The sequence below is a fragment of the Pseudomonas sp. CP-1 genome (assembly GCF_021213715.1).
GTDB lineage: Bacteria > Pseudomonadota > Gammaproteobacteria > Pseudomonadales > Pseudomonadaceae > Pseudomonas > Pseudomonas aeruginosa.
The window spans coordinates 77,852-100,058 of record NZ_JAJQKY010000001.1; the positions used below are offsets into that span (position 1 = coordinate 77,852).

The 22,207-nt window shown below is 68.2% G+C and carries 22 protein-coding genes; 8 read left to right on the forward strand and 14 right to left on the reverse strand.

Annotated elements, in window-relative coordinates; translation table 11 throughout:
- The first annotated feature begins 86 nt into the window (after window positions 1–86).
- Window positions 87–332, forward strand: a complete 246-nt coding sequence (locus tag LT948_RS00350; protein ID WP_003085479.1) for a DUF1145 domain-containing protein — start codon at window positions 87–89, stop codon at window positions 330–332.
- A gap of 122 nt (window positions 333–454) precedes the next feature.
- Window positions 455–643: a hypothetical protein gene (locus tag LT948_RS00355; protein WP_003085482.1), complete on the forward strand. Its 189-nt coding sequence runs from the start codon at window positions 455–457 to the stop codon at window positions 641–643.
- 3 nt (window positions 644–646) lie between these two features.
- Here the strand turns inward: LT948_RS00355 and LT948_RS00360 are convergent, their stop codons facing one another.
- Entirely contained in the window at window positions 647–1,561 is a 915-nt protein-coding gene (locus tag LT948_RS00360) for a LysR family transcriptional regulator (RefSeq protein ID WP_022579822.1), read from the reverse strand.
- Between the two features lie 102 nt (window positions 1,562–1,663).
- Here LT948_RS00360 and LT948_RS00365 point away from each other — a divergent pair, with 102 nt between their 5' ends.
- Entirely contained in the window at window positions 1,664–3,640 is a 1,977-nt protein-coding gene (locus LT948_RS00365; protein WP_017148764.1) for an alkyl/aryl-sulfatase, read from the forward strand.
- A gap of 34 nt (window positions 3,641–3,674) precedes the next feature.
- Here LT948_RS00365 and LT948_RS00370 read toward each other — a convergent pair whose 3' ends face one another.
- The 7 genes from LT948_RS00370 to LT948_RS00400 all read right to left on the reverse strand — a co-directional run bounded on the left by LT948_RS00370 (window position 3,675) and on the right by LT948_RS00400 (window position 10,870).
- A complete protein-coding gene (locus LT948_RS00370; RefSeq protein ID WP_003098346.1) occupies window positions 3,675–4,316 on the reverse strand; it encodes an NAD(P)-dependent oxidoreductase in 642 nt (213 codons plus the stop codon).
- Between the two features lie 115 nt (window positions 4,317–4,431).
- On the reverse strand, window positions 4,432–5,076 hold the full coding sequence (locus tag LT948_RS00375; protein ID WP_003085490.1) for a potassium channel family protein: 645 nt from the start codon (window positions 5,074–5,076) through the stop codon (window positions 4,432–4,434).
- Window positions 5,077–5,132: 56 nt separating this feature from the next.
- Window positions 5,133–6,029 (reverse strand): 3-hydroxyisobutyrate dehydrogenase, encoded by an 897-nt coding sequence (gene mmsB, locus LT948_RS00380; protein WP_003116513.1) that lies wholly within the window; start codon window positions 6,027–6,029, stop codon window positions 5,133–5,135.
- Window positions 6,030–6,140: 111 nt separating this feature from the next.
- Window positions 6,141–7,244: an enoyl-CoA hydratase/isomerase family protein gene (locus LT948_RS00385; RefSeq protein ID WP_003114169.1), complete on the reverse strand. Its 1,104-nt coding sequence runs from the start codon at window positions 7,242–7,244 to the stop codon at window positions 6,141–6,143.
- Window positions 7,245–7,302: 58 nt separating this feature from the next.
- Window positions 7,303–8,121 carry an enoyl-CoA hydratase gene (locus LT948_RS00390; protein WP_003085498.1) on the reverse strand — a complete coding sequence of 273 codons (819 nt, stop codon included), beginning with the start codon at window positions 8,119–8,121 and terminating at the stop codon, window positions 7,303–7,305.
- Between the two features lie 65 nt (window positions 8,122–8,186).
- Window positions 8,187–9,350, reverse strand: coding sequence for an isobutyryl-CoA dehydrogenase (locus LT948_RS00395; protein ID WP_023097960.1), 1,164 nt, complete (start codon window positions 9,348–9,350; stop codon window positions 8,187–8,189).
- 11 nt (window positions 9,351–9,361) lie between these two features.
- Window positions 9,362–10,870, reverse strand: a complete 1,509-nt coding sequence (locus tag LT948_RS00400; RefSeq protein ID WP_023097959.1) for a CoA-acylating methylmalonate-semialdehyde dehydrogenase — start codon at window positions 10,868–10,870, stop codon at window positions 9,362–9,364.
- 132 nt (window positions 10,871–11,002) lie between these two features.
- Between LT948_RS00400 and LT948_RS00405 the strand changes: the two genes are divergently transcribed.
- From LT948_RS00405 to ung, 3 genes are all read left to right on the forward strand, one after another.
- Window positions 11,003–11,884: an AraC family transcriptional regulator gene (locus LT948_RS00405; RefSeq protein WP_010793852.1), complete on the forward strand. Its 882-nt coding sequence runs from the start codon at window positions 11,003–11,005 to the stop codon at window positions 11,882–11,884.
- Between the two features lie 56 nt (window positions 11,885–11,940).
- Window positions 11,941–12,762, forward strand: a complete 822-nt coding sequence (locus tag LT948_RS00410) for a VanW family protein (protein ID WP_003085508.1) — start codon at window positions 11,941–11,943, stop codon at window positions 12,760–12,762.
- Between the two features lie 99 nt (window positions 12,763–12,861).
- Window positions 12,862–13,557, forward strand: coding sequence for a uracil-DNA glycosylase (ung, locus tag LT948_RS00415; protein WP_003085510.1), 696 nt, complete (start codon window positions 12,862–12,864; stop codon window positions 13,555–13,557).
- A 125-nt stretch (window positions 13,558–13,682) separates the two neighbouring features.
- Here ung and LT948_RS00420 read toward each other — a convergent pair whose 3' ends face one another.
- From LT948_RS00420 to LT948_RS00440, 5 genes are read right to left on the reverse strand one after another with little or no spacing between them, the layout of a single operon-like run.
- Window positions 13,683–14,720: an AbrB family transcriptional regulator gene (locus LT948_RS00420; RefSeq protein WP_003134364.1), complete on the reverse strand. Its 1,038-nt coding sequence runs from the start codon at window positions 14,718–14,720 to the stop codon at window positions 13,683–13,685.
- Window positions 14,713–16,230 (reverse strand): tripartite tricarboxylate transporter permease, encoded by a 1,518-nt coding sequence (locus tag LT948_RS00425; RefSeq protein WP_003110251.1) that lies wholly within the window; start codon window positions 16,228–16,230, stop codon window positions 14,713–14,715. The genes LT948_RS00420 and LT948_RS00425 overlap by 8 nt, the downstream gene beginning before the upstream one ends.
- 10 nt (window positions 16,231–16,240) lie before the next feature.
- Window positions 16,241–16,711, reverse strand: coding sequence for a tripartite tricarboxylate transporter TctB family protein (locus LT948_RS00430; RefSeq protein WP_003085516.1), 471 nt, complete (start codon window positions 16,709–16,711; stop codon window positions 16,241–16,243).
- 48 nt (window positions 16,712–16,759) lie between these two features.
- Window positions 16,760–17,743 (reverse strand): tripartite tricarboxylate transporter substrate binding protein, encoded by a 984-nt coding sequence (locus tag LT948_RS00435; RefSeq protein WP_003085519.1) that lies wholly within the window; start codon window positions 17,741–17,743, stop codon window positions 16,760–16,762.
- Between the two features lie 29 nt (window positions 17,744–17,772).
- Window positions 17,773–19,056: an OprD family porin gene (locus LT948_RS00440; RefSeq protein WP_003140943.1), complete on the reverse strand. Its 1,284-nt coding sequence runs from the start codon at window positions 19,054–19,056 to the stop codon at window positions 17,773–17,775.
- Window positions 19,057–19,266: 210 nt separating this feature from the next.
- Between LT948_RS00440 and LT948_RS00445 the strand changes: the two genes are divergently transcribed.
- Together LT948_RS00445 and LT948_RS00450 are read left to right on the forward strand one after the other, a co-directional pair.
- Window positions 19,267–19,938 carry a response regulator gene (locus tag LT948_RS00445; RefSeq protein WP_003085524.1) on the forward strand — a complete coding sequence of 224 codons (672 nt, stop codon included), beginning with the start codon at window positions 19,267–19,269 and terminating at the stop codon, window positions 19,936–19,938.
- The gene (locus tag LT948_RS00450) at window positions 19,931–21,313 is read left to right on the forward strand and encodes a sensor histidine kinase (RefSeq protein ID WP_003085526.1); all 1,383 of its coding nucleotides are present in this window, start codon (window positions 19,931–19,933) and stop codon (window positions 21,311–21,313) included. Before LT948_RS00445 ends, LT948_RS00450 begins: the two co-directional genes overlap by 8 nt.
- 7 nt (window positions 21,314–21,320) lie before the next feature.
- Here LT948_RS00450 and LT948_RS00455 read toward each other — a convergent pair whose 3' ends face one another.
- Entirely contained in the window at window positions 21,321–22,157 is an 837-nt protein-coding gene (locus LT948_RS00455) for an HDOD domain-containing protein (protein WP_003085528.1), read from the reverse strand.
- Window positions 22,158–22,207 lie beyond the last annotated feature (50 nt).

Here is a 22,207-nt window from a genome sequence, read left to right on the forward strand (position 1 = left end):
GCCGTCGTGCTTTCCAGTCGAAAGTGCGGACCCTCTTGGCGCATTTGCTCGGCACACTCTGCCGATACCGAAACGAGGAGGTTCCCATGAGTCATTTTCTGTCGTTCGCCAAGGGCGCCCTGGCGATGTTCTGGCTCGTCGCGCTGGTCAACCTGGCCTACCCGCTGGGCGAGTTGCATCGACCGATCCTGCTGTTGTCCGGCGTGCTGGTGCTGGTCCATGCCGCCGAGATCCTGCTGCTCAACGGGCGTCTCAAGGCGCGCCCGGCACCTTGGCTGGAGCGCCTCCAGGTGCTGCTGTTCGGCGTCCTGCACCTGCGTAGCCTCGGCTGATTTACCCAGGCTTTACTCTCGCCGCGGGCACCGCCCGCGCGCCGCGCAGTCCGATGTGCAGGTTCCGGAACAGGCAATCCTCCCGCATCCGCAGGAGAGGCCGGAACCGCACAGGAGGCGCCATGCGTCGTTTGCTTTCCCTGCTGATCCTCGTCCTGCCGCTGTCGGCCTGCGTGGTCTACGACCGCGACGACCACCGGCATCGTCCCGACTACCGCTACGAGCGCTATCACGACCGCGACCGTGACAACCGCGGGCGCGACTGGAACCGTTCCTGGCAGGAGCGCCGCGACGACGCTCGCTGGCGCTGAGCCTCAGGTGGCGGCGAAGCGCCGGTCCTGTTCCAGCACCCGCTCGACGAACACTGCCGCGGCCGGCGACAGGCTGCGGCCGGCGCGGCTGACCAGACCGTAGGCGGAGCCCTTGGCGCGGGCGGGCTCGGCGCCGGCGGGCCAGGGCAGCAGCGCCAGGCGGCCGGCCTCGACGTCGGCGGCAACCACGTCCCAGGGCGCCAGGCTGATCAGCTCGCTGGAGCCGACCAGGCCCTTGAGCATCAGCACATCGTCGCACTGTATGCCGAGCGGTTCGTCGCGTTGCAGCAGGCGCGCCAGGTCGCCGCGGACTTCCGCGGGCAGACGCGGGCCGGCCAGCGGGTAATCGGCCAATTGCCCGGCGCTCGGCCGCTCCAGACCCAGCAGCGGATGGCCGGGGCGGCAGAAGAGTACGCCGGGATGCTCGCGTAGCGGGTGGATGCGCAACTGCGGATCGCCTTGCAGCTCGCGGATATCGGCGACGAAGAGTTCGACGGCGTCATCCAGCAGGCGCTGGCGCAGGGTCTGCCAGTCCTCGATGAGCAGTGCGACGCGCACGCGTGGGTGGGCGCTGGAGAAACCGGCCAGTGCCTCGGGCAACAGCCGTGCGGCGGGGAAGGGACCGCCGCCCAGGCGTAGCTCGCCGCTGTCGAGATTGCCCAGTTGGCTTACCGCGTTGTGCAGTGCGCGATGCCCGGCCAGCAGGCGCCGAGCGTGTTCCAGCACCAGCCGGCCGTGGGCCGTGAGGGCCACGCCGCGGCTGCCGCGCTCCACCAGGGTGCAACCCAACTGTCCCTCCAGCGCCTGGATGCTGCGGGACAGCGCCGGCTGGCTGAGATTCACCGCTTCGGCGGCGCGGGCATAGTGGCCGTGCTCGGCGAGGGCGACGAAGTGGCGGAACTGGCGTAGATCGCTCATGCGGACTCCGCATCGAATATCGGCCTGGAATGCATTGGAATTATTGTCGTGCCGCTCGGCATAGTGCCAGCCGAACCTCACAACAATAAAACGGAGCATCCGATGAGCCGTCTGCTCGCACTCCTGGCGCTCGCCCCGCTACTCGCCGGCGCCGCCGAACCCTCCGCGTCCAAGCCGCCCAGCGCCTTCACCGTCGAGGCCCAGCGGCGGGTCGAAGCGGAATTGCCGTTCGCCGACCGTGCCGACTTCGAGCGCGCCGAACGCGGCCTGATCCGGCGCCCGGAGCGGGTGCTCATCCGCAACCCTGACGGCAGCGTCGCCTGGCAGCTCGGTGGCTACGACTTCCTCCTCGACGGCAAGCCTCGCGACAGCATCAATCCCAGCCTGCAACGCCAGGCCCTGCTCAATCTCAAGTACGGCTTGTTCGAGGTTGCCGAGGGTATCTACCAGGTGCGCGGCTTCGACCTGGCCAACATCACCTTCATCCGCGGCGACAGCGGCTGGATCGTGGTCGACACCCTGACCACCCCGGCCACCGCCAGGGCGGCCTACGAGCTGGTCAGCCGCGAGCTGGGCGAGAGGCCGATCCGTACGGTGATCTACAGCCACGCCCACGCCGATCACTTTGGAGGCGTGCGCGGTCTGGTCGAGCCGCAGCAGGTCGCCAGCGGCGCGGTGCAGATCATCGCTCCGGCCGGCTTCATGGAGGCGGCGATCAAGGAGAACGTCCTGGCCGGCAACGCCATGATGCGCCGCGCCACCTACCAGTACGGCACGCAACTGCCCAAGGGGCCGCAGGGGCAGGTCGACATGGCCATCGGCAAGGGATTGGCGCGCGGACCGCTGAGCCTGCTGGCGCCGACCCGCCTGATCGAAGGCGAGGGCGAGGACCTGGTGCTGGACGGCGTGCCGTTCACCTTCCAGAACACGCCGGGCACCGAGTCGCCGGCGGAGATGAACATCTGGCTGCCGCGGCAGAAGGCCCTGCTGATGGCCGAGAACGTGGTCGGCACCCTGCACAACCTGTACACCCTGCGCGGCGCCGAGGTACGCGATGCGCTGGGCTGGAGCAAGTACATCAACCAGGCGCTGCATCGTTTCGGCAGGCAGGCCGAGGTGATGTTCGCGGTGCACAACTGGCCACGCTGGGGCAACGCGGAGATCGTCGAGGTGCTGGAGAAGCAGCGCGACCTGTACGGCTACCTGCACGACCAGACCCTGCACCTGGCCAACCAGGGCGTGACCATCGGCCAGGTGCACAACCGCCTGCGCCTGCCGCCCAGCCTCGACCAGGAATGGTACGACCGCGGCTACCACGGCTCGGTCAGCCATAACGCACGGGCCGTGCTGAACCGCTACCTGGGCTACTACGACGGCAACCCGGCGAGCCTCGACCCGCTCAGCCCGGAGGACTCGGCGGGCCGCTACGTGGAATACATGGGCGGCGCCGAGCGCCTGTTGGAGCAAGCGCGGGCGTCGTACGCCAGGGGCGAATACCGTTGGGTGGTCGAGGTGGTCAACAGGCTGGTCTTCGCCGAGCCGGATAATCGGGCCGCGCGCGAGCTGCAGGCCGACGCCCTGGAGCAGCTCGGCTACCAGGCGGAGAACGCCGGCTGGCGCAACAGCTACCTCAGCGCCGCCTACGAACTGCGCCACGGCGTACCGCGCGACCAGCCGACGATGAAGGCCGGCAGCGCCGATGCCCTGGCGGCGATGGACACCGGCCTGCTGTTCGACTATCTCGGCGTGCGCCTGGACGCCGGCGCTGCGGAAGGCAAGGCGCTGAGCATCAACCTGCGCCTGCCGGACATCGGCGAGAACTACCTGCTGGAACTGAAGAACTCGCACCTGAACAACCTGCGCGGCGTGCAGAGCGAGGACGCCGGGCAGACCGTGAGCATCGACCGCGCCGATCTCAACCGGCTGCTGCTCAAGGAGGTATCGGCGGTACGCCTGGTCTTCGAGGGCAAACTGAAGAGTTCCGGCAATCCGCTGTTGCTGGGGCAACTGTTCGGCATGCTCGGCGACTTCGACTTCTGGTTCGATATCGTCACGCCGGCGGCGAAGTCCGAAGGCTGACGACGAAGGCGCCCGAGAGGGGCGCCTGGTCTTTTCAGTAGGCCACGGTGAAGCGCTGGCGATGATGACGGGGCTGCTCGGCCTCGTCGAGCATGGCTACCGCCAGGTCTTCCAGGGAAATCCGGCTCTCGCCCTTGGCGTCGAACAGGACCTGGTCGCCGCCGAGGCGGAACTTGCCGCTGCGCTGGCCGGGTTCGAGGAGCATCGCCGGGCTGAGGAACACCCAGTCCAGTCGTTGCTCGCCGCGCAGTTGGTCGAGGGCGTCGGCGGCGCCGAGGGCGCCCTGTTTCCACTGCTCGGGGAATTCCGGGCTGTCCACCAGGCGCTGGCCGGGGGCGATCTCCAGGCTCCCGGCGCCGCCGAGAACCAGCAGGCGCGGCACGCCGGAGCGTTTCACGCCGTCGAGAATGGCCTGGCTGCCGGCGGCGTGGCGGGCGCGGAGGTCGGCGCTGCCCCAGCCGCCGTTGAAAGCGCTGATGACCACCTCGTGGCCTGCCACGGCGCTGGCCACCTGGGCCGGGTCGCTGACGTCCGCCTGCACTACGCCGAGGCCGTCGCGCGCCGCCAGCTTGCTCGGGTCGCGGACCAGGGCGGTTACCGCGTGGCCGCGTTGCAGGGCTTCGTTGAGGAAATAGTGGCCGACGTGGCCGGTGGCGCCGATCAGGGCGATTTTCATGCTGCACCTTCCGTTCGAGAAATGCCGCAGAGCGGCGTCGATCAGCATCATCCGCCCTGCGCTTGCCGGGATAAACCGCTGCGAGGGGGATGCACTCGTTAGCCCAGCTTAATAATCAGACCTCCTCGCTGTCGCTCATCAGGGTCAGGCTGCGGGCCACGGCGAGGGCGATGAACAGGACCCCGATCACTCCTTCGCTGCCGGCCAGCAGGCGCGCCAGCGGGTTGATCGCCTGGATGTCGCCGTAGCCCACGGTGGTCAGGGTCACCAGGCTGTAGTAGACGAAGGTATCCAGGCCGAGTGCGCCATGGCTGGCGATGAAGCTGGCCGGCTGCATCTGTTCGACCATGTAGTAGGCGAGAGCGAAGGCCAGCGCCATCTGCAGGTAGAGCGCGCAGAGTCCGTAGAGCAGCTCGTGGGTCACCGGGCGCTCCTGGGTGACGCGGCGGAACAGCGCGGCGAACAGGGTCAGATACAGCAGGATCAGGCTCAGCCCGCGCAGCAGGCCGGGCGGCAGGCTGGAGTAGGGACTGCTGAAGTCCGCAGTGGTGTACAGGGCCAGGCTGAACAGGCCGAAGAAGGCCGTCAGGTAGACCAGCGGACTGCGTCTGCGCAAGGTGTTCATCCCGGCCAGCACCAGCAGCAGGAGGCTGCCGAGCACCCGTGGCTTGGTGCTCGACGGCAGGCCGAGGATCGCCGTGAACAGCACGGTGGAAAAGAACAGCAGGCGGAAACGGTAACGCAGCAGCAGGGCGTTCAAGGCGGGCTCCTCGCATCGTCGAATCGACCAGCCTGGGCGCGGACCCGCCTGCCTGTCTATTGGCCTTGGGTCGGATCGAACAATTTCTGCACCACGGAAAAGTCCCGCTCCGCATAGCCCTGCTTCAGCAACAGGCGGTACAGGCTCAGCGCCAGGCTGCCCATCGGCGTGCTGCTGGCGCTGGCCTGGGCGGCTTCCTGGGCCAGCCCGAGGTCCTTGGCCATCAACTGGGCCATGAAGCCGCCGCTGTAGTCGCGCGACGCCGGAGCGTTCTCCATCACCCCCGGCCAGGGGTTGTAGACTTCCAGCGCCCAGTTGCCGCCGGAGCTGCGGCGCATGATCTCGGCCAGCACCTTCGCCTCGAGGCCGTTGGCCACGCCCAGGGCCATGGCTTCTGCGGTACCGATCATCAGCACCGCGAGGAGCTGGTTGTTGCACACCTTGGCCACCTGGCCGGCGCCGTCGGGGCCGGCATGGAAGATGTTGCGACCCATGGCCTCGAACAGCGGCCGGGCCTTCTCCAGGGCTTCGGCGTCGCCGCCGACCATGAAGGTCAGGGTGCCGGCTGCCGCGCCGGCAGTGCCGCCGGACACCGGCGCGTCGAGCATCGCCAGGCCGCGCTCGCGGGCGGCGGCGTGGACCTTGCGCGCCGAGGTCGGGGCGATGGTCGAGCATTCCAGCACCAGGGTGCCGGGGGCGATGTGCGCGAGCAGGCCATCGTCGTCGAGGTACAGGCCTTCGACGTGCTGGCTGGCCGGCAGCATGCTGATGACCACGTCGGCGCCCTGCACCGCGTCGCGGGCGCTGCGGGCGGCGCTGGCGCCGGCGGCGACCAGGCCGTCGACGGCGCTCTGCACCAGGTCGAAGACGTTCAGCAGGTAGCCGGCCTTGAGCAGGTTGGTGGCCATCGGCGCGCCCATGTGGCCGAGGCCGATGAAGGCGATCTGTTTCATGGAGCTCCTCCTATGGTGGCCGCGAGGCCTCTTGGGGATGCTGTGAAACAGCTTAGACGCTATGGACGTGGCGGGCCCGCGCCCTCCTTCGGCAGAGGGCGGCGCGGCGGATCAGAGCCCCGCCAGCGGATGCTCGCCCTCCCAGGTCGGCTCGAAGTGCGCCTCGATCACCGCCTGCGGGATCGATTCCACCTGCGGCCAATGCCAGTTCGGTGCGTTGTCGCGATCGATCAGCCTTGCGCGTACCCCCTCGGCGAAGTCCGGATGGCGCGTGCAGTTCAGGCTCATGGCGTATTCCAGGCGGAACACCTCGGCCAGCGACAGGTAGCGCGCACGCTCGATCTGCTGCCAGACCAGATGCGCGGTCATCGGGCAGCCCTCGGCCAGGGTCTTCGCGCCACGCGCAAGCAGCGGGTCGGCGTCGTCGCGCAGCGCCACCAGCGCCTGCCAGGCGCTCGCCAGGTCCGGCTGGTCGAGCAGTGCGTCCAGGCGCGGCCGGCGCGGGAGCAACTGGGCCTCCGGCAGTTCGCCGCGGGCCTCGTGTTCGAGGGCGCGAAGCAGGCTGTGAAGTTGCACCTGGGGCGACTCGTTCCAGTTCATCTGCACCAGGCCGGCGAGCAGGGCGTCCTGCTGGTCGTCGAGAAGGAAGCGGTCGGCCAGGTCGAGGTCGAGAGCGTCGCGGGCGTTCATCTGCGCCGCGCTCAGGCCGAGGAACAGGCCGAGCCTGCCGGGCAGGCGGGCGAGGAACCAGCTGGCGCCGACGTCCGGGTACAGGCCGATGCCGATCTCCGGCATCGCCAGGCGGCTGGACGGGGTGACGATGCGAATCCCGGCACCCTGCATCAGCCCCATGCCGCCGCCCATTACATAGCCGTGGGCCCAGCAGATGAAGGGTTTCGGGTAGGTGTGGATGCGGTAGTCGAGGCGGTATTCATCGGCGAAGAAGCGTCGCGCCAGGGCCGGTACCTCGCCGGGTTGCTCACGGCAGGCGTCCACCAGCTTGCGCACGTCGCCGCCGGCGCAAAAGGCCTTGGCGCCGTTGCCGCGCAACAGCACGCAGGCGATGCCGGCGTCTTCGGCCCAGGCGTCGAGTTTCGCCGCCAGGGCCTCGATCATCGGCAGGGACAGGGCGTTCAGGCTCTTTTCCGCATCCAGGGTGGCAATGCCGATGCGGAAGCCATGCAGGCTCGGGCGTTCTTCGAAAAGCACGTTCATGTCGGGGCTCTCGGCTCGGGCGGGCTGTGGCGCAGCCCGCCGGGTTCGATGGGAAGGCTCAGCAGTTGCGCCACTTGGGATCGCGCTTCTCGAGGAAGGCGTTGACCCCTTCGCGGGTGTCCTGGGCGTCGAACAGATCGACGAAGCGCTCGCGCTCCTCCGGCAGCCAGGTGTTCGGCGCGCGTTCGCGGGCACCCTGGATCAGCGGCTTGATGGTGCGGATCGCCACCGGGCTCTGGCGTGCCACCTTGGCCGCCAGCAGCAGGGCGGCGCCGCGCGCCTCGCCGCTGTCCACCACCTGTTCGACCAGGCCGATGCGCAGGGCGGTTTCCGCGTCCACCCGCTCGTTGCAGAGGATCATCCGCTTGGCCCAGCCTTCGCCCACCAGCCAGGGCAGCGCCTGGGTCCCGCCGGCGCAGGGCAGCAGGCCCACCGCGGCCTCCGGGAGGGCCATCTGCGCCTGGCGCTCGGCGATGCGGATGTCGCAGGCGAGGGCGCACTCCAGGCCGCCGCCCATGGCGTAGCCGTTGATCGCCGCGATCGACACCCCGCGGAAATCGCGCAGCGCCTCGAAGGCCTCGCCGAAGCGGCGGGCCATCTCGCGAGCGCGGGCCTTGTCGCCGTCGGCGAACATGTTCAGGTCGGCGCCGGCGGAGAAGAACTTCGGCCCCTGGCCGGTCACTACCAGGGCGTAGATATCGTCGTCGCGGTTGAGGTGCTCGATCAGTTGGCGCAGGCCGATCAGCGAGTCGCGGTCCCAGGTGTTGGCCGGCGGGTGGTTGATGGTGATCAGCGCGGTGTGCCCGTGCTTTTCCACGGTGAGCTTGTGGGTCAGGTCGAAGGAGGAAGCCTTGTAGGGTTCGACGGCAGTGTTCATGAAGTCCCTCACTGGATCATGGGCCGGGGCGTCCCGGCACTATCGGATGCGATGGTTCGCGGCGTTCACAGCAGGCGATCGAGCATGCCGCCCTGCTCCAGCAGGCGGCGGGCGACGATCACCCGCATGATTTCGTTGGTGCCTTCGAGGATCTGGTGCACGCGGGTGTCGCGTACCCAGCGCTCCAGCGGATAATCGTTGAGATAGCCGTAGCCGCCGTGCAGTTGCAAGGCCTCGTTGCAGACATCGAAGCAGCAGTCGGTGGCGAAGCGCTTGGCCATTGCGCAGTACAGGGTCGCCTCGGCGTCGCCGCGGTCCAGCCGATGGGCGCCGAGGCGGACCATCTGGCGGCTGGCGGTGAGTTCGGTGAGCATGTCGGCGAGCTTGAACTGCAAGGCCTGGAAGGTCGCCAGCGGCTTGCCGAACTGCTCGCGCTCCTCGACGTAGCGCATCGACTGCTCCAGCGCCGCCTGGGCGGCGCCCAGGGAACAACTGGCGATGTTCAGGCGGCCGCCGTCGAGGCCTTTCATGGCATAGACGAAGCCCTGGCCCTCCGGGCCGATGCGGTTGCCGGCGGGGATGCGCACGCCTTCGAAGGTGATGGTGCGGGTCGGCTGCGCGCGCCAGCCCATCTTGTCCTCGTTGCGGCCGTAGCGGATGCCGGGCGCGTCGGCCGGCACCAGGAAGCAGGAGATGCCCCTGGCGCCGTCCTCGCCGGTGCGCGCCATGACGATCAGCACCTGGGTGCTACCGGCGCCGGAAATGAAGCACTTGCTGCCGTCCAGCACGTATTCGTCGCCCTCGCGGCGGGCACGGGTGCGCAGACGCGCGGCGTCGGAGCCGGCATCGGGCTCGGTGAGGCAATAGGAAGCGAGCGACTCGCCGCCGATCAGGCCGGGCAGCCAGGCCTCCTTCAGCGCCGCGTCGCCGAACGAGGCGAGCATCCAGGCGGCCATGTTGTGGATGCTGATGTAGGCGGTAGTGGCCACGCAGCCGGCGGCCAGTTGCTCGAAGATCAGCGAGGTGGACAGCCGCGACAGGCCCAGGCCGCCGTCTTCCTCGGCGATGTACAGGCCGAGGTAGCCCTGTTCGGCGGCGGCGCGGATGACTTCCACCGGGAAGTGATGGTCGCGGTCCCAGTCGGCCGCCTTCGGCGCCAGTTCGTGGCGGGCGAAGGCGCGGGCGCTCTCCACCAGCAGGCGTTGTTCTTCGGTGAGGTCGAAATCCATAGGTCCTCGGGTCACTTGAGATGGATGGTCATGTTCGGGCCGGCCGACGATTCGGCGGTCGTCGGTTCATCGTCGAACCAGCGGCTGGTGACGGTCTTGGTCTCGGTATAGAAGCGCACCGCCTGCTTGCCATAGGCGTGCAGGTCGCCGTAGAAGGAGCCCTTCCAGCCGGTGAAGGAGAAGAACGGCAGCGGTACCGGGATCGGCACGTTGATCCCCACCTGGCCGACCTGCACCGCGTGCTGGTAGCGCCGAGCGGCGCCGCCGGAGCGGGTGAACAGGCTGGTGCCGTTGCCATAGGGATTGGCGTTGACCAGGGCGATCGCCTCTTCCAGGGTATCGACCTCCAGGCAAGCCAGCACCGGGCCGAAGATCTCCTCGCGGTACAGGCCCATCTTCGGCGTCACTGCGCGGAACAGGGTGGGACCGAGCCAGTTGCCGTTGGGATAGCCTTCGACCTGGCACTGCGAGCCGTCGAGCAGGCACTCGGCGCCTTCCGCCTTGCCTTCGGCGATCAGGCGCAGCACGCGCTGGCGCGCCTGCGGACTGATCAGCGGACCATAGGCGGCGTCCGGGTCCTGCCAGTGGCCGGGGCGCAGGGCGGCCATCCGCTCGGCCAGCTCGGGAATCCACTCGCGCGCCGCGCCGACGAACACCGCCGCGCTGATCGCCATGCAGCGCTGGCCGGCGGCGCCGCAGCTGGCGCCGACCAGGTTGCCGAGGACCTGGGCCTTGTTCGCGTCGGGGAGGATCACCATGTGGTTCTTCGCCCCGGCGAAGGCCTGCACCCGCTTCAGGTGCGCGGTGCCGGTGCGGTACACGTGCTGGCCGACGGCGACCGAGCCGACGAAGGAAATCGCCCGGATGTCCGGGTGGGTGAGGAGGGCATCGACCTGCTCGCGGCCGCCATGGATCACCTGCAGCACGCCCTTCGGCGCGCCGGCCTCGAGGAACAGCTCGGCGAGGCGGTTGGGTGTCAGCGGATCCTGTTCGGAGGGCTTGAGGACGAAGGTGTTGCCGCAGGCGATGGCCAGTGGGAACATCCACAGCGGGATCATCGCCGGGAAATTGAACGGGGTGATCCCGGCGCACACGCCGAGGGGCTGGATCCAACTGGCGGTGTCGATCTCGCGGGCGACGTTTTCCACCGTCTCGCCCATCATCAGGCTGGCCACGTTGGCGGCGTGTTCGACCACCTCGATGCCGCGCCACACGTCGCCCTTGGCATCGGCGAGGTTCTTGCCGGTCTCCCGGGCCAGCAGTTCGCCGAGTTCGTCGTGGTGTTCCTTGAGCAGGTGCTGGTAGCGCAGCATCAACCGCGCTCGCTCGGGAGCCGGGACTTCGCGCCAGGTCTCGAAGGCGCGCTGGGCGCTGGCGATGGCCTGCTCGATCTCGTCGGCGGTGGCCTTCGGCGCCAGCGCGAGGACGTCCTGGGTCGCCGGATCGGTGACTTCGATCAGTTCGCGGGAACGGCTGCCGCGCCATTCGCCGTCGATCAGCTGGGGGATTGCCTTGGCCATCGTCGCCTCCGCTTCCCGGTGGACCGGGATGTTGTTTTGAGTCGTTATAGCCGGCCGCAAGCCGCCTGTGGATTGACGATCTTGCGCAAGGGATGGACGATCTTGGGATTCAGACTACCGAGTCGCGTCGCCGTGAAGCGTTCCGTACAGACCTCCGCCTGGCCCCTGCCCAACCAGGGGGTGCGTTTCATCACGCCGCCCCGCCTGCGTCGCGCCCTGGCCCGCCATCCGCTCGGCCAGGCCTGCTACCCGCTGGCCCTCGGTTACTACCCGGAGGCACATGGCCACCACATGCAGCGGCGCGCGCCGGACGACCATCTGTTGATCTACTGCCGTGCCGGACGCGGCTGGCTGGAGTGCGCCGACGAGCGCGTCGAGGTCGGCGGCGGTGACCTGCTGGTCCTGCCCAAGGGCCTGGAACATGCCTACGGCGCCGACCCGCAGCGGCCCTGGAGCATCTACTGGGTACATTTCGAAGGCCTCCTGGCGGAGGACTTCCTGCGTCCGCTGGGCAGCGCTCCGCGCCTGCGCCTGGGCATGCAGCCGCGCCTGCTGGCGGAGTTCGACGCGCTGCTGGCGCTGCGCCGCCAGGGCCTCAGCCTGCCGCACTTCATCCATGCCGCGCACCTGTTGCAGGGCCTGCTCACCTCGCTGGCGGTGCGTCCGGCGCGGGCCAGCCTGAAGTCCGGGCGGGTGCTGGACATCGATGCGGTGCAGGCGCTGATGCGCGCGCACCTGCACGACAGCCTCAACCTCGACGAGCTGGCGGCGCAGTTCAAGCTGTCGCGCTTCCATTTCGCCAAGACCTACCGCGCCCTGACCGGCCAGGCGCCGATCCAGGACTTCATCCAGATGAAGATGGCCCACGCCTGCCGCCTGCTCGACGAGGGCGCGCTGGAGGTGCGGCAGATCGCCGAGCAGCTCGGCTACGCCGATCCCTATTACTTCTCGCGGCTGTTCCGCAAGGTGGTGGGCATGGCGCCCAGTCACTACCGGGCGCTGCACCAGGGCTAGTGCTCCGGGCATAATGCTGCCTCCGGCCCGTGGGCCGAGACCGACAAGGATCGTCGATGCGCAAACCCCTATCGCTCTACCACCCCTGGCTCTACTGGCTGCGGGTCTGGCAACGACGTCTCTGGCGGCACTGCCGCTGGCGTCTTGGCGGCCGTCGCTACGTGCGGCTGCCATCGGTCGACGAGCGCCTGCCGTACCGCTACATCAAGCACACCTCGAAGTTGATCCGCCGCCTCGGCGACAGCGACCTCGCCCTGCAACGCAACAAGGTGGTCAACCTGCGCCTGGCGGTGGACTGCATGAACGGCGTGCGCATCGGCCCCGGCGAGTACTTCTCGTTCTGCCGGCTGGTCGGTCGGCCCAGCGCCCGGCGTGGCTTCGTCGAAGGCATGGAGTTGTCCTTCGGCGAGGCGCGCAGCGGAATCGGCGGCGGCATCTGCCAACTGAGCAACCTGATCCACTGGATGGCCCTGCATTCGCCGCTGCGCGTGGTGGAGCGGGCCAACCACAGCTTCGACCCGTTTCCCGACGAGGGACGGATCCTGCCGTTCGGCTCGGGCGCGGCGATCTTCTACAACTTCATCGACCTGGTGCTGCACAATCCGACGGCGGATACCTTCCAGTTGCGCTTCCATATCGCCGCCCACCAACTGGAAGGCGAACTGCTGTGCAGTGCGCCGCGCCCTGTGCGCTACCACGTCTACGAGAGGGCCCAGCGTTTTGTCCGCGACGGCGAGGCAGTGCTGAGGCTCAACGAGATCTGGCGCGACATCCGGGAAAAGGGCCAGGCCGGCACCTTGCTGGCCAGCGAGTGCCTGTACCGCAACCGGGTGCGCGTGAAGTATCCGCTGGAAGAGGCCCGCCTGTCCCGAGATTGACAAGCGCGGCGCGCTTTTCTACGGTTCCGCGGCCACAGGCTGTCGGCGACCTTCTGAAAAAGGCCGGACGACTTTTTCAGTACCGAGACAGGGGGTTCCATGACCGATAACGACGACCGCATCAAGCTCGAGGCGAGCTGGAAGGAAGCGCTGCGCGAGGAATTCGACAAGCCCTACATGAAGCAACTGGGCGAGTTCCTGCGCCAGGAGAAAGCCGCCGGCAAGGCGATCTTCCCGCCCGGGCCGTTGATCTTCAACGCGCTGAACACCACGCCGCTGGAGAACGTCAAGGTGGTGATCATCGGCCAGGATCCCTACCACGGGCCGGGCCAGGCCCACGGCCTGTGCTTCTCGGTGCAGCCCGGCGTGCCGACGCCGCCGTCCTTGCAGAACATCTACAAGGAACTCAACCGCGACCTGAACATCCCGATTCCCAACAACGGCTACCTGCAGCGCTGGGCGGAGCAGGGCGTGCTGTTGCTCAACACCTCGCTGACCGTCGAGCAGGCCAAGGCCGGCTCCCACGCCAATGCCGGCTGGCAGCCGTTCACCGACCGCGTCATCGAGGTGGTCAACGAGCGTTGCGAGCGCCTGGTGTTCCTGCTCTGGGGCAGCCACGCGCAGAGCAAGCAGAAGCTGATCGACCCACAGCGTCACCTGATCCTCAAGTCGGCGCACCCGTCGCCGTTGTCGGCCTACCGCGGTTTCCTCGGCAACGGTCACTTCAGCCGCACCAACAAGTTCCTCGAGCAGAACGGCAAGACGCCTATCGACTGGTCGCTGCCGGACCTCTGACCACTGTCGCCCAGCTCTTCACATGGCGGGCGCCGCTGTGTGCCCTCTGGCCGCGCGCGGAATAAAAAAGCCCGCACGAGGCGGGCTGGAAAACGCCACACATCCAGTGTGGCGGCGTGGCTCGATCAGCCGGCGCGCTTCCTCCAGTAGCGGAAGCACGGCTCGGCGAGGAACAGCACCAGCAATAGCCGCAGCACCTGCAGGGCGGTGACCAGCGGCACCGAGAGCTGCAAGGCTTCGGCGGTCAGGCTCAGCTCGGCGATGCCGCCGGGCATCATGCCGAGCATCAGCGACTGGTGGTCGAGGGTGGTCAGCCAGCCGAGCAACTCGGCGGCGAGCGCCGCGGCGAACATCATCCACAGCGTGCAGACCAGGGTGCGACTGACGAAGGCCGGAGCGCTGCGGAAGAAACTGCGGTTGAAATGGCAACCCAGGGCGCTGCCGATCAGCCATTGGCCGACGCCGCTGGAACCGGCCGGCAGGCCGATATGCAGGTCGAAGCCGAGGCTGACGCTGGCCGCCAGCAGCAGCGGGCCGAGTAGCCAGGGATTGGGTTGGCGCAACTTCTGCCAGCCCAGCGCGACCAGCGCCCCGGCCGGGAACAGCAGGGCCAGCCAGCGCCAGTCCACCGGCGCGGCCTGGTGCGGGCCCGGCTGGCCGCCGCCGAGCAGGTACTGGAACGCCGCCGGCACCAGCAGCACCACCAGCAACAGGCGCAGGCTCTGCGCTGCGGCGACGCGGCTGAGCACCGCGCCGTGGCGCTGCCCGAGGTTGACCATCTCGCTGGCGCCGCCGGGCATGCTGGCGAAGAACGCGGTGGCGCGGTCCTCGCCGCTGCGGCGCATGAAGGCGATGGCCAGTACGCTGGAAAGCGTGGTGGCCACGGCGCCGAAAACGATGATCGCGCTGTGCGCCAGCACTTGCTCGATCACTGCCGGAGTGAAGTGCAGGCCGATGCCGATGCCGACGATCCATTGCCCGCACTTGCGTGCCCCCGGCACTTCGGCCAGCGGCAGGTCGGCCAGGCAGCGCACCAGCATCACCGCCAGCAGCGAGCCGATCATCCACGGCAGCGGCCAGCCGACCAGGCTTGCCAGCCAGCCGCCAAGGGCGCCGACCAACGGCGTCGCCCAGTACAGCCTCCAGGTGACGCGCTCAGGCATCGGCCAGCCCTGTCGTGCGACGGGCCGCGCGGCGGCGCCAGGCGCGGACCAGCGGCAACAGCAGCATCACCACCACCAGGGCCCAGGTCACCAGGCTGATCGGGCTCGACCAGAGGATGCCCAGTTCGCCGTTGGAGATCGACAGCGCGCGGCGCAGGTTCTGTTCCATCAGCCCGCCGAGGATGAAGCCCAGCAGCAGCGGCGAGAGCGGGAAGTCGAGCTTGCGCAGGATGTAGCCGAGCACGCCGATGCCGACCATCAGGAACAGATCGAAGGTAGTCGCGTGCACGCCGTACACGCCGATCCCGGTGATGATCGCGATGGCCGGCACCAGGGCCCAGTTCGGCACCGCGAGGATGCGGGTGAACACACGGACCATCGGCACGTTGAGGATGATCAGCATGACGTTGGCGATGAACAGCGAGGCGATCAGGCCCCAGACGATGTCCGGTTGCTGCTGGAACAGCAGCGGGCCGGGAGTGATGTTGTACAGGGTCAGGGCGCCGATCATCACCGCGGTGGTGCCCGAACCGGGCACGCCGAGCGTCAGCATCGGCACCATGGCGCCGCAGGCCGCGCCGCCAATGGCGGTCTCCGGGGCGGCGAGGCCGCGCATGTCGCCCTTGCCGAACTCGCCCTTGGCGCCGGCCAGCTTCTTCTCGGTCATGTAGGCCACGGCGCTGGCCAGGGTCGCGCCGGCGCCGGGCAGCACGCCCATGACGAAGCCGAGCACGCCGCAGCGCAGGTTGACCAGGAATACGCTGGCGGCTTCCTTGAAGTTGAACATCATCCGCCCGGTGGCCTTGACCGCTTCCTGGCCGTGGTGGGTCTTTTCCAGCAGCAGGAGAATCTCGCTGACCGAGAACAGACCCAGTACCAGGACCACGAACTGGATGCCGTCGGCGAGGTGGATGCTGTCCCCGGTGAAGCGGTACACGCCGCTGTTGGCGTCGATCCCGACGCAGGACAGGAACAGCCCGAGCAACGCCGCCAGCAGCGTCTTCAGTGGCTTGTCGCCGGCCATACCGCCGAGGCAGACGATGGCGAAGACCATCAGTACGAAGTATTCCGCCGGACCGAAGGCGATCGCCCACTTGGCCAGCAGCGGGGCGAACAGGACCATCCCGCAGGTGGCGATGAAGGCGCCGATGAAGGAACTCCAGGCCGACAGCGACAGGGCCACGCCGGCCAGGCCCTTGCGTGCCATCGGGTAGCCGTCGAGGGTGGTCATCACGGTCGAGGCTTCGCCGGGGATGTTGAGCAGGATCGAGCTGATCCGCCCGCCGTACTCGCAGCCCAGGTACACGGCGGCGAGCAGGATCAGCGCGGTTTCCGGCGGCAGGCCCAGGGCGAAGGCCACCGGGATCAGCAGCGCCACGCCGTTGATCGGGCCGAGGCCCGGCAGCAGGCCGACGATAGTGCCGATCAGGGTGCCGATCAGCGCGGTGATCAGGTTGGTCGGGGTCATCGCGACGCCGAAGCCCTGGCCGAGGTAGTTCAAGGTTTCCATCGCGAAGTCCTCACAGCGGCAGGAAGTCGAGAACGCCCAGCGGCAGCGGGACGTCCAGGGCGCGGTCGAACAGCCAGTAGAGGCCGATCCCGAGCAGGCTGGCGGTGATCACCGCGGGCAGTGGCCGGGCGCCGTAGAGAATGGCCATGCAGGAGCCGACCAGGGCGGCGCTGAGGATGAAACCGAGCGCTTCGAACAGACCGGCGAACACCAGCAGCAGGGCGATGCAGGCGAGCACCTTGAGCAGCACGGCGCCGCTCAGCGGCTGTTCGTCCTCGGCGTGGCGGATCGGCGTCGGCCGCACGATCAACCAGGCCAGGCCGGCGCCCATCAGCGCCAGGCAGAGCAGCGGGTAGGCGCGCGGGCCGACCGGTTCGTAGGAAAACGGCGCCTGGTAACGCCAGCCGGCGACCGCCAGGCCGACGCAGGCGAGCAGCCAGAGCCCGGCGAACAGGCGCTGGTACAGGTTGGAACGGGTCATGGGACTATCCTCGTGGCGCGGCCGTGGCCCGGCCGCGCGCGGGCTGGCTTACTGGATCAGGCCGAAGTCCTTGGCCAGTTGCTTGTACTGCTGGACCTGCTGCTTCACGTAGCCGTCGAGTTCCTCGCCGGTCATGGCGAAGGGGAACAGCTCGCGCTGGTCGCGCAGCTTGGCGAAGTCCTCGGAGGCCAGCAGTTGGTCGAAGGCGTTCTTCCACCAGGCGTAGTCTTCGTCGCTGACCTTCGGCCCGAGGTAGAACCCGCGAACTACCGGCCAGACGATGTCGTAGCCCTGTTCCTTGGCGGTGGGGATGTTGGCCATCGCCGCCTCCGGCAGGCGTTCTTCGGAGAACACCGCGAGCAGGCGCATGTCGCCGCTGAGGATGTGCGGCATGGAGTCGGAAATGTCGGTGCTGCCGACCTGGATGTGCCCGCCGAGCAGCGCGGTGGCGATCTCGCCGCCGCCTTCCAGGGCCACGTAGCGCAGGTCGCGCGGATTGATCCCGGCGGCCTTGGCGATCAGCGCGGTCTGCATCCAGTCCTGGCTGCCGACGGTGCCGCCGGAGCCGATCACCACCTTGCTCGGGTCGGCCTTGAGCGCCTTCACCAGGTCGTCGAGGTTCTTGTAGGGCGAATCGGTGCGCACCGCGATGGCGCCGTAGCTGGTGCCGATGGCGGCCAGCCATTTCACCGCGTTCTCGTCGAAGCGGCCGAACTTGCCCTGGGCCAGGTTCAGCAGCGAGCCGCTGGAGAAGGCGGTGATGGTGCCGGCGTCGCCCGGGCGTTGGGCGACCACCGCGTTATAGGCGACCGCGCCGACGCCGCCGGGCATGTAGGTGACGCGCATCGGCTTGCTCAGCAGCTTGGCCTCGACCAGGGCGCTCTGCGCCAGCTTGCAGGTGAGGTCGAAACCGCCGCCGGGGGACGCCGGGGCGATGCATTCGGGACGCTTGGGTTCGGCCACGGCGGCGCCGGCCAGCAGCAGGCCGGCGGCAACCAAGGCGAGGGGACGAAAAGACAGTTTCATCATCATCGGTGCTCCTGTGGAGTTCTTGTTCTGGCTTACCAGATCGGCAGGGTATAGCTGACGATCAGGCGGTTCTCATCGATGTCGCGGGTGAAATTGGAACGGAAGGTCGCGTTGCGCCAGCGGATTCCGAGGTTCTTCAGCGCGCCGCTCTGGAACACGTACTGCAGTTCGGTGTTGCGTTCCCACTCGCGGCCTTCGCCGCTCTGCCCGGCGAGTTCGACATTGTCGCCCTTGACGTAGCGGGTCATGAAGGTCAGGCCGGGAATGCCGAGGCCGACGAAGTCGTAGTCGTAGCGCAGTTGCCAGGAACGCTCCTTGGGGCCGGCGAAGTCGTTGACCTGGACGAAGTTGACCAGGTACGGGTTGCTGCCTTCCAGGTAGGGGAAGGCGTCGTCGCCATTCATTCGCTGCCAGGCCGCGCCGAAGGCATGGTTGCCAAGGCTGTAGGTGAACATGCCGTTGAGCGACTTGTTGTCGATGCCGCCGGCCTTGGCCGAGCCGCTGTCGGTGCTGCGGGCGAAGCGCAGGTCGCTGGTCAGTTCGCCGGGACCGATCGGCCAGCTGTGCAGCAGGCCGACGAAGTGCTGGCGGTAGACGTCCTGCAGGTTGCTGTAGTGATAGCTGGCGGTGAGTTGGTCGGTGAGCTTGTAGTCCAGTCCGCCGAGGTCGAAGTGATCGGCGCTGACCCCGGCGAAGCGGCCGTTCTTGTCGTTCAGCGCGAGGTCCTCGGAGTCGCTGGAGTCGCGGATCTTGGTCTTTTCCAGGCGCCCGGCGGTGAAGCCGAGGTCCTTGATCTCCTTCGAGGTGAGCAGTGCACCTTCGAATATCTGCGGGAAGATCCGCCCGTTGTTCGGTTGTACCGATGGCAGCTTCGGAATCAGCGTGCCGACCTTCAGCTCGCTCTGCGAGACCTTGACCTTGGCGGTCAGGCCCAGTTTCGAGTAGGTGTCCGGCGCGCGGCCGTCGGAATCCTTCGGCAGCAGTCCGGTACCGCTGCGGCCGCGGCCGGAGTCGAGCTTGACGCCGAGCATGCCCATGGCGTCGAGGCCGAAGCCGACGGTGCCCTGGGTGTAGCCGGACTGCAGGTTGAGGATGAAGCCTTGCGCCCACTCCTCGCGCTTGGACTGGCCGGGGCCGTCGCGGAAGTCGCGGTTCATGTAGAAGTTGCGGGTTTCCAGGCTGGCCTTGCTGTCTTCGAGGAAGCCGGCGGCGTTGCCCAGGGGCGCGATGCCGGCGAGCACGACGGCGGTGGTGGTCAGGGTGGTGCTGCGGGACAAACGTACAGACCTTGCGGCCTGCGGCAGGGAAGTCGACATGCAGTGGTCTCCGATTCTTGTTCTTGTACGCCGAGCACCACGCTGCAGGGCGTTTTGGCGGACGATCTGCGCCGTCCATCGACTGATCCTAAGACGCCAAGCTTTCGCCAGGCTTTCAGCAATCCCCGGTGGCAGAGAAGCCATTTACCGGAGGGTTTTCCCCGGTACACTTCGCCTCTTGTGCCCTCATCCGGTGGTGGAGAACCGTCCATGCGCATCCTTCTGGTGGAAGATCATCCGCAGCTCGCCGAAAGCGTGGTCCAGGCGCTCAAGGGCGCTGGCTGGACGGTAGACCTGCTGCAGGACGGGGTGGCCGCCGACCTGGCCCTGGCCAGCGAGGAGTACGCCCTGGCGATTCTCGACGTCGGCCTGCCGCGGATGGACGGCTTCGAGGTGCTGGCGCGCCTGCGCGGGCGCGGCAAGACCTTGCCGGTGCTGATGCTGACTGCGCGCGGCGAGGTGAAGGACCGGGTGCACGGCCTCAATCTCGGCGCCGACGACTACCTGGCAAAGCCTTTCGAACTGTCCGAGCTGGAGGCGCGGGTCAAGGCCCTGCTGCGCCGCAGCGTGCTCGGCGGCGAACAGTTGCAGCGCTGCGGCGCCCTGGTCTACGACCTCGGCACTCGGCGCTTCAGCCTCGACGAGCAGCCGCTGACCCTGACCTCGCGGGAACAGGCGGTGCTGGAAGCGATGATCGCCCGTCCGGGGCGGGTGATGAGCAAGGAGCAACTGGCCGCCCAGGTCTTCGGCCTGGACGAGGAGGCCAGCGCCGACGCCATCGAGATCTACGTCCACCGCCTGCGCAAGAAGCTGGAAGGCGGCGCCGTGCGCATCGTCACCTTCCGCGGCCTCGGCTACCTGCTGGAGGCGCAGGGTGACTGATGCCGGCAGTCTGCGCGGACGGCTGCTGCTGTGGCTGGCCCTGCTCCTGCTGCTGGTGCTCCTGGCGAGCGGCCTGAGCGCCTACTGGAACGGCCGCGAGGTGGCCGACACCGCCTACGACCGGACCTTGCTGGCCTCGGCGCGGGCGATCGCCGACGGGCTCTACGAGAAGGACGGCACCCTGCGCGCCGACGTCCCCTACGTGGCGCTGGATACCTTCGCCTACGACAGCGCCGGGCGGATCTTCTACCAGGTCAACGACATCCATGGTCGGATGATCTCCGGCTACGAGAATCTTCCGGCAGCACCCGCCGAGACCCTGCGCACCGACGACTACCCGGCCTTGGCGAAGTTCTACGACGGCGTCTACCAGGGCGTCGACGTACGCGTGGTGAGCCTGCTGCAGCCGGTCAGCGAACCGAGCATGAGCGGCATGGCGGAGATCCGCGTGGCCGAGACCGAAGGCGCCCGCGAGCGCATGGCGCGCAGCCTGATGACCGATACCCTGTTGCGCCTGGGCGTCCTCGGCGTCGGCGCGCTGGTGCTGGTGTGGCTGGCGGTGAGCGCCGCGCTGCGTCCGCTGGATCGCCTGCGCCGCGAGGTGGAAGAGCGCCAGCCGGACGACCTGCGGCCGTTGCCGATGCTCGAGGTCCAGCATGAATTGCGGCCGCTGGTGGAGTCGCTGAACCACTTCACCCAGCGCCTGCGCAGCCTGTTCGAGCGGCAGTCGCAGTTCATCGCCGATGCCGCCCACGAGTTGCGCACCCCGCTGGCGGCGCTCAAGGCGCGCCTGGAACTGGGCCTGCGCGAGCAGGAGCCGGAAGCCTGGCGTTCGACCCTGGAGACCACGGCGAAGAACACCGACCGACTGATCCACCTGGCCAACCAGTTGCTCTCCCTGGCGCGCATCGAAAGCGGCGCCCAGGCCATCGCTGAGGGTGGCGCCGAGCGTATCGACCTGACCGCCCTGGCCCGGGAACTGGGCTTGGCGCTGGCGCCGCTGGCCTATGCGCGGGGAGCCTCGCTGGCGCTGGAAAGCGCCGGGCCGGTGTGGATCCAGGGTGAACCGACGCTGCTCAACGAATTGCTCAGCAACCTCCTGGACAACGCGCTGGCGCACACCCCGCAGGGCGGCAACGTGATCCTCAGGGTGCTGGAGGGGGGCGTGCTGGAAGTGGAAGACGATGGTCCGGGAATTCCCGCCGCCGACCGCGAGCGGGTCTTCCAGCGCTTCTACCGGCGCGGCGACAGCCCCGGCAGCGGCCTGGGGCTGGCGATCGTCGGCGAGGTCTGCCGGGCGCACCGGGCGCAGATCCAGCTCGACCAGGGCGAACTGGGCGGCTTGCTGGTGCGGGTGCGCTTCCCGGCGGAGTAGGGCGGGCCTATTGCAGCATGCTGGTGGCGGCTTCCAGGGCGCTGGAGAGGTCCTCGTCTTCCTTCATGTCGACGGTCGGTTCGAGGCCGAGCTTGGCGAACGCCGGGATCTGGCTCCAGTCCAGGCGGGTATAGGGATGCTCGCTGCCAAGGTAGCTCTGCAGGGTGGCGACCTGGACCAGGTCGGTATAGTCGGCGCGCGGCGAGTTGCGGGTGAAGTCCAGGTGCTGGCGCGGGACCTCGGCGATCGGCGCGGGGAAATCCCAGGCTTTGAGGATGCGCTCGCCGATCAGCGGATGGATGCGCTCGATCACGTGGCTCAGGCTGATGGAGTCCGACAGCAGCTCGTTGTGATCCTCGGCGTAGGTGAGGATCGGCAGCACGCCGATCTGGTGCACCAGCCCGGCCAGGGTCGCCTGGTCCGGCGCCAGGCGGGTGTAGTGACGGGCCAGCACGTGGCAGATGCCGGCGATCTCGGTGCTCTTGTTCCAGACTTCGCGCATCTTGCGGTCGACCACGTCGGTGGTGGCCTGGAACATCTGCTCCATGGCCAGGCCGGTGGCCAGGTTGCAGGTGTAGTTGATGCCCAGCCGGCTGATCGCCATCTGCAGGTCGGTGATTTCCTTCGGGCTGCGCAGCAGCGGACTGTTCACCACGCGGATGATGCGCGCGGTCAGCGCCGCGTCGTTGCCGATCACCTTGCTCAGGGCCTGGATGCTGACATCCGGGTCCTCCGCCGCCTCGCGGACCTGCAGGGCCACCTCGGGCAGGGTCGGCAGCACCAGTTCATCCTGATCGATGGCGCGGATCAGGTCCTGTTGGACTTTGTCGGCAAGCTTGCTCATGGCATTTCCTTTGAAAACGCAATGGCCGGAGCACGCTCTACGTGCACCGG

Bases quoted from the DNA above. Each gene is read 5' to 3' on its own strand.
- LT948_RS00365 (WP_017148764.1), top strand. From the start codon at position 1,664: ATGAGCCGTCTGCTCGCACTCCTGGCGCTCGCCCCGCTACTCGCCGGC.
- LT948_RS00400 (WP_023097959.1), bottom strand. From the start codon at position 10,870: ATGGCCAAGGCAATCCCCCAGCTGATCGACGGCGAATGGCGCGGCAGC.
- LT948_RS00435 (WP_003085519.1), bottom strand. From the start codon at position 17,743: ATGATGATGAAACTGTCTTTTCGTCCCCTCGCCTTGGTTGCCGCCGGC.
- LT948_RS00360 (WP_022579822.1), bottom strand. From the start codon at position 1,561: ATGAGCGATCTACGCCAGTTCCGCCACTTCGTCGCCCTCGCCGAGCAC.
- LT948_RS00425 (WP_003110251.1), bottom strand. From the start codon at position 16,230: ATGGAAACCTTGAACTACCTCGGCCAGGGCTTCGGCGTCGCGATGACC.
- LT948_RS00455 (WP_003085528.1), bottom strand. From the start codon at position 22,157: ATGAGCAAGCTTGCCGACAAAGTCCAACAGGACCTGATCCGCGCCATC.
- LT948_RS00410 (WP_003085508.1), top strand. From the start codon at position 11,941: ATGCGCAAACCCCTATCGCTCTACCACCCCTGGCTCTACTGGCTGCGG.
- mmsB (WP_003116513.1), bottom strand. From the start codon at position 6,029: ATGAAACAGATCGCCTTCATCGGCCTCGGCCACATGGGCGCGCCGATG.
- LT948_RS00370 (WP_003098346.1), bottom strand. From the start codon at position 4,316: ATGAAAATCGCCCTGATCGGCGCCACCGGCCACGTCGGCCACTATTTC.
- LT948_RS00355 (WP_003085482.1), top strand. From the start codon at position 455: ATGCGTCGTTTGCTTTCCCTGCTGATCCTCGTCCTGCCGCTGTCGGCC.
- LT948_RS00350 (WP_003085479.1), top strand. From the start codon at position 87: ATGAGTCATTTTCTGTCGTTCGCCAAGGGCGCCCTGGCGATGTTCTGG.
- LT948_RS00445 (WP_003085524.1), top strand. From the start codon at position 19,267: ATGCGCATCCTTCTGGTGGAAGATCATCCGCAGCTCGCCGAAAGCGTG.
- LT948_RS00390 (WP_003085498.1), bottom strand. From the start codon at position 8,121: ATGAACACTGCCGTCGAACCCTACAAGGCTTCCTCCTTCGACCTGACC.
- LT948_RS00430 (WP_003085516.1), bottom strand. From the start codon at position 16,711: ATGACCCGTTCCAACCTGTACCAGCGCCTGTTCGCCGGGCTCTGGCTG.
- LT948_RS00395 (WP_023097960.1), bottom strand. From the start codon at position 9,350: ATGGATTTCGACCTCACCGAAGAACAACGCCTGCTGGTGGAGAGCGCC.
- LT948_RS00385 (WP_003114169.1), bottom strand. From the start codon at position 7,244: ATGAACGTGCTTTTCGAAGAACGCCCGAGCCTGCATGGCTTCCGCATC.
- LT948_RS00440 (WP_003140943.1), bottom strand. From the start codon at position 19,056: ATGTCGACTTCCCTGCCGCAGGCCGCAAGGTCTGTACGTTTGTCCCGC.
- ung (WP_003085510.1), top strand. From the start codon at position 12,862: ATGACCGATAACGACGACCGCATCAAGCTCGAGGCGAGCTGGAAGGAA.
- LT948_RS00420 (WP_003134364.1), bottom strand. From the start codon at position 14,720: ATGCCTGAGCGCGTCACCTGGAGGCTGTACTGGGCGACGCCGTTGGTC.